The 4,811-nt window shown below is 66.2% G+C and carries 6 protein-coding genes and 1 pseudogene; 2 read left to right on the forward strand and 5 right to left on the reverse strand.

What is annotated here, in order from left to right; all coding sequences use genetic code 11:
• From ACOJVU_RS13035 to ACOJVU_RS13045, 3 genes are all read right to left on the reverse strand, one after another.
• Window positions 1–568 (reverse strand): FAD-dependent oxidoreductase (locus ACOJVU_RS13035; protein ID WP_421530151.1); only part of this gene is annotated, 568 nt, incomplete at its 3' end.
• Between the two features lie 43 nt (window positions 569–611).
• Window positions 612–1,442 carry a hypothetical protein gene (locus tag ACOJVU_RS13040; RefSeq protein ID WP_421530152.1) on the reverse strand — a complete coding sequence of 277 codons (831 nt, stop codon included), beginning with the start codon at window positions 1,440–1,442 and terminating at the stop codon, window positions 612–614.
• A gap of 78 nt (window positions 1,443–1,520) precedes the next feature.
• The gene (locus ACOJVU_RS13045; protein WP_421530156.1) at window positions 1,521–1,757 is read right to left on the reverse strand and encodes a hypothetical protein; all 237 of its coding nucleotides are present in this window, start codon (window positions 1,755–1,757) and stop codon (window positions 1,521–1,523) included.
• Window positions 1,758–1,898: 141 nt separating this feature from the next.
• Here ACOJVU_RS13045 and ACOJVU_RS13050 point away from each other — a divergent pair.
• Both ACOJVU_RS13050 and nirD read left to right on the forward strand, forming a co-directional pair.
• Window positions 1,899–2,858 (forward strand): annotated as a pseudogene (locus ACOJVU_RS13050) (nitrite reductase (NAD(P)H)); the annotation flags it as partial.
• A complete protein-coding gene (nirD, locus tag ACOJVU_RS13055; RefSeq protein ID WP_421530153.1) occupies window positions 2,855–3,244 on the forward strand; it encodes a nitrite reductase small subunit NirD in 390 nt (129 codons plus the stop codon). The pseudogene ACOJVU_RS13050 and the gene nirD, both read left to right, overlap by 4 nt.
• Here the strand turns inward: nirD and ACOJVU_RS13060 are convergent.
• A complete protein-coding gene (locus tag ACOJVU_RS13060) occupies window positions 3,217–3,669 on the reverse strand; it encodes a hypothetical protein (RefSeq protein ID WP_421530154.1) in 453 nt (150 codons plus the stop codon). The two genes, nirD and ACOJVU_RS13060, sit on opposite strands and share 28 nt — an antisense overlap.
• Window positions 3,670–3,716: 47 nt before the next feature.
• The coding region (locus tag ACOJVU_RS13065; protein WP_421530155.1) for a uroporphyrinogen-III synthase at window positions 3,717–4,811 on the reverse strand (1,095 nt) is incomplete at its 5' end.

Consider the following 4,811-nt stretch of genomic DNA (forward strand, 5'->3'; position numbering starts at 1 on the left):
AGCCGAACGCGCCGGCGATCCGGTCGCCGTCCTTGAGCAGTTCGGTGATCGTGCATTCGGCGAAGACCTTGATCCGCGCCTCGTAGTCGCCGAGCTCGGCGTAGTCGTCCTGCTGCAGCGAGACAATCTTCTGCTGCAGCGTGCGGATCAGCTCCAGCCCGGTGCGGTCGCCGACGTGCGCCAGCCGCGGATAGGTGTGCCCGCCGAAGTTGCGCTGGCTGATCTTGCCGTCCTTGGTGCGGTCGAACAGCGCGCCGTAGGTCTCCAGCTCCCAGACGCGGTCCGGGGCCTCCTTGGCGTGCAGCTCGGCCATCCGCCAGTTGTTGAGGAACTTCCCACCGCGCATGGTGTCGCCGAAGTGGGTCTTCCAGTTGTCCTTTGGGTTGACATTGCCCATCGAGGCCGCGCAGCCACCCTCGGCCATCACGGTGTGGGCCTTGCCGAACAGGGACTTGCACACCACCGCGACCTTCAGGCCGCGCTCGCGCGCTTCGATGACCGCCCGCAACCCGGAGCCGCCGGCACCGATGACGATGACGTCGTAGGAGTGCCGTTCGACCTCAACCATGGAACCTCACCCAGCCTTTTCTGGTTATTCCTGAAATGGCTTTTCAGCCAACAAATCTCGGGTCAGGGATGGTGCCGCTGGCCACCAGCGCGATGTAGAAGTCGGTGAGCATCAGGGTGCCCAGCGTGATCCAGGCGTACAGCTTGTGCCGGGTGTTGAGCCTGCTGACCTGGGTCCAGATCCAGTACCGGACAGGGTGCCTGGAGAAGTGCTTGAGCCGCCCGCCGGTCACGTGCCGGCACGAATGGCAGGACAGCGTGTAGGTCCAGAGCATGATGACGTTGCCGACGAGGATCAGGTTCCCCAGACCCACGCCGAACCCGCCAGGACCGTCCTCGGAGTGGAAGGCGACGATCGCGTCGTAGGTGTTGATCACCGAGATGATCGCGGCGACGTAAAAAAAGTATCGATGACTGTTCTGGATGATCAGCGGGAACTTGGTCTCGCCGGTGTAGTGGACGCGGGGCTCGGCCACCGCGCAGGCGCTGGGCGACTGCCACACCGTCCGGTAATAGGCGCCACGGTAGTAGTAGCACGTCAGCCGGAACAGCAGCAGGAACGGCAGTGTCAGCGCCGCGTACGGCAGCCACCAGACGTCAGGCAGGAGCTGCGGCCAGAACTCGCTGGCCTCTTTCGCGCACCCGGTGCTGACGCACGGCGAGTAAAACGGCGTCAGGTAGTGGTACTTGGGGACGAAATAGCTATTCTGCTGGAACGCGCGCACTGTCGCATAGATGAGAAAGGCGGCAAATCCCAGGTCGATGCGCAACGGCGACATCCACCACCGGTCGGTGCGCAGGGTCCGTTGCGGGATGCGGGCGCGCGCGGGTGAAAAGACACCTGACGCAGGACGGTTGGCCGTGGGTGCGCTCATCTAGTGTTCCTCTTCGAACGGGCTGTTGGTCGAAGAGTACACAGAGAGCCCCCCCTGGTTCGCGGGGGGTTTCGGTTGTCAGTCCCTGCTGTGACCGCCGACACCCTCGTGGTCGACGTCGCGCCAGAACTCGCTGTCGTACTCGGTGTCGGGGATGACGATCTTTTCGCCGGACTGCTGCACCGCGGCCCGCGTCAAGTCCAGTTCGGACACGTCAGCGTCGAGTAGATCGACGTCGGACAGGATTCGCTCGGCGTCGATGACGACGCGGCGCATCGCCAGGTTGTCGCCGTACTGCGCTTTGAGCGAGCCCATACAGCGCCGCAAACCGCCGATGAGGTCGTGCAGTTCGTCAAGCTGCGTGGTACCGGTCGTGCTCGTCAACGAATCTCCTCGCAAGACGGTGTTGAGGATCACAGTACGCCCCGATACTAGCCACGACACAGCACTAGCCACTCCATCCTGGCATCCACCGGTTCGGGCCACATTCTCTCCGGCGAGCAGGCCGCGCTGCAGGACTCCAACGACCACTTCCTGGCCAACATCCAGAAGAACGGTAGCTATTCGGTGGTACCGCGGGTGCCGGGCGGGGACATCAAACCCGAGCACCTGATCCTGATCGGCCAGATAGCGCAGGATTTCGGGCTTTACACCAAGATCACCGGCGGTCAGCGCATTGACATGTTCGGCGTGCGGGTGGAACAGCTGCCCGAGATCTGGCGGCGTCTCGTCGAGGGCGGCATGGAATCCGGCCACGCCTACGGCAAGGCGCTGCGCACGGTGAAGAGCTGCGTGGGCACCGACTGGTGCCGTTACGGGCAGCAGGATTCGGTGCAGCTGGCCATCGACCTGGAACTGCGCTATCGCGGTCTGCGGGCGCCGCACAAGATCAAGATGGGGGTCTCGGGCTGTGCGCGGGAATGCGCCGAGGCCCGCGGCAAGGATGTGGGCGTCATCGCCACCGAAAAGGGTTGGAACCTCTACGTCGGCGGCAGCGGCGGCATGACCCCCAAGCACGCGCAGCTGCTGGCCTCCGACTTGGACACCGAGATCCTGGTCCGCTACATCGACCGTTTCCTCATGTACTACATCCGCACTGCCGACCGGCTGCAGCGGACCGCGCCGTGGGTCGACTCACTCGAGGGCGGCCTGGAGCATCTACGCGAGGTCGTCTGTGAGGACTCGCTGGGACTGGCTGAGGAATTCGAAGCCGCGATGCGGCGCCACGTGCGGAATTACCGGTGCGAATGGAAGGGTGTGTTGGAGGATCCGGACAAGCTGTCCCGGTTCGTGTCGTTCGTCAACGCCCCGGATGCCGTCGACCCGACCGTGACGTTCACCGAGAATGCGGGGCGAAAGATCCCCGTTTCCATCGGGATGCCCCGGGTCCGTGAGTCGATCCAGGAGGAATCATGAGGTTGGTCAACGACATTCAGGTGTGGACGACCGCCTGTGCCTATGACCACCTCATCCCCGGTCGCGGCGTCGGTGTCCTGCTCGACGACGGCACGCAGGCGGCGCTGTTCCGGCTCGACGACGGGTCGGTGCGCGCGGTCGGCAACGTCGACCCGTTCTCCGGAGCGGCGGTGCTGTCCCGGGGCCTCGTCGACGACCGTGACGGTCGTGCGATCGTCCAATCGCCCATCCTCAAACAGGCTTTCGCGTTGGATGACGGGACGTGCCTGGACGACCCGGAGATCTCGGTGCCCGTCTACGCGGTGCGCGTCACGTGTGAGGGCTCTGTCGAGATCGGGCGGGCCGCCCCCGCGTCGCGTCACCGGGTGATGTCACCGACCAGGTAACGCTGCAACGTCGGACCGATGGCATCCACGAGGTCGTCCACCGACATCGAGTGAAGCGGCTCGGAGCATAGGCCGTAGCGCACGATACCCAGGCCCACCAGTTGCGCGGCGCACAGCGACGCGCGCAGCACCACCTTGTCGGCTCCGAGCGCGCTGAGCAACGGGCCGAACACCGGACCGATGAACACGGCTTCGACGATTTCGGCGGTCTTGGCCATCCCCGTTGACGCGACCGTGCTGGCCGCGAAGGGGCCGCCGCCGGCGGTGGCCCAGGTGGTGATCAGCATGCGCAGGGTCTGGCGGCCCACCTGCTGGATACTGCCGATGACGATGCGATCGATGAACTCCGGTGTGCCGAGTGGCAAATGAAGCATCTTGGCGGCCGGATCGAAGATCCGGCGCGGCGGCTCCTCGGTGCGGGGCATCCTGTCAGGATCACCCGTACCGGATCAAAGATCACGCATTGCCGGTTTCAGGCCGGTGACCCAGACGGATCGTCAACCGCGAGGCGGTAGCCGCGCTTGACCACGGTCGCGACGATGTTCCGGTCGCCCAAGGCCGTTCGCAGCCGCAGCACCGCCGTGTCGACGGCGTGAGGGTCGTTGCTGCTACCGGGCAGCACTCGCAGCAAATCGCCACGAGCGACGACATCACCGGGACGTTGCGCCAGCGTTCGCAAGATGGCCATGCCAGAACCCGACAGTGATTTGACCGACCCGTCGACCACCACGCAGTTGCCGCGGATCTCGATGCGGTGACCGCCGGCGTCGATCGCGCGCGAGCGACGCATCGGTAGCTCTTCGGCGATGTGGCGGGCCAACGCCCCCAGCCGCATCCGGTCGGGTGCAGAGGTGGGGACTCCCGCCCTGGTGAGGGGCTGGGCGGTGACCGGACCCACGCACATCGCGTGCACGTCGGTGCGCAGCGCCGACAGCAATTGGTCTTCGATGGCCAGCTCGCGGCCGCGTTCCAGCAGTGCCGCAGCGGCCGGCGCGGAGGTGAAGCTGACCGCGTCGAAACGGTGCTTGGCGATGGCGGTGAGCAGCTGGTCGAATTGGCCGCCGACCGGTGTGGGCTTCCAGCGGTACACCTGGATGGGCGTCACCTCGGCGCCCGCTGCGCGCAACTCGCCGAGGAACCCGGGATGCGGGTCCCAACCCTCGGCGGCGCCGTGCAATTGGACGGCGATCCGCTTGCCGGGCAACTCGGACTCGAGCAGGTATTTCAACACCTCGCGCGACGACTCGGATTTCGCTGACCACTCCTCGGGCAGGCCCGCCGCGCGCAGCGCCCCGGTCGCCTTCGGGCCACGGGCGACGATGCGTGCCTGCGCCAGCGCGGCGGTCAGCTGGCCGGCCACGCCCCAGCCGTCAGCCGCGGCCATCCAGCCGCGGAAGCCGATCCCGGTGTGCGCGACGACGATATCGGGCGGCCGTGCGATCAGGGCCGCGGTGTTGCGGCGCAATTCGTCGTCGTCGGGCAGGGCGATCATGTCGATGGCCGCGGCGCGGCAGACCTCGGCACCGTTGCGGCGCAGCAGAGCGCACAGTTCCTCGGCGCGGTTGGC

The organism is Mycobacterium sp. THU-M104, from assembly GCF_049197365.1.
Taxonomy (GTDB): domain Bacteria; phylum Actinomycetota; class Actinomycetes; order Mycobacteriales; family Mycobacteriaceae; genus Mycobacterium.

What these genes read in the sequence shown, in the direction of transcription:
- ACOJVU_RS13040 (WP_421530152.1), bottom strand. Translation starts at nt 1,442, where the DNA reads ATGAGCGCACCCACGGCCAACCGTCCTGCGTCAGGTGTCTTTTCACCC.
- ACOJVU_RS13045 (WP_421530156.1), bottom strand. Translation starts at nt 1,757, where the DNA reads ATGGGCTCGCTCAAAGCGCAGTACGGCGACAACCTGGCGATGCGCCGC.
- nirD (WP_421530153.1), top strand. Translation starts at nt 2,855, where the DNA reads ATGAGGTTGGTCAACGACATTCAGGTGTGGACGACCGCCTGTGCCTAT.
- ACOJVU_RS13060 (WP_421530154.1), bottom strand. Translation starts at nt 3,669, where the DNA reads ATGCCCCGCACCGAGGAGCCGCCGCGCCGGATCTTCGATCCGGCCGCC.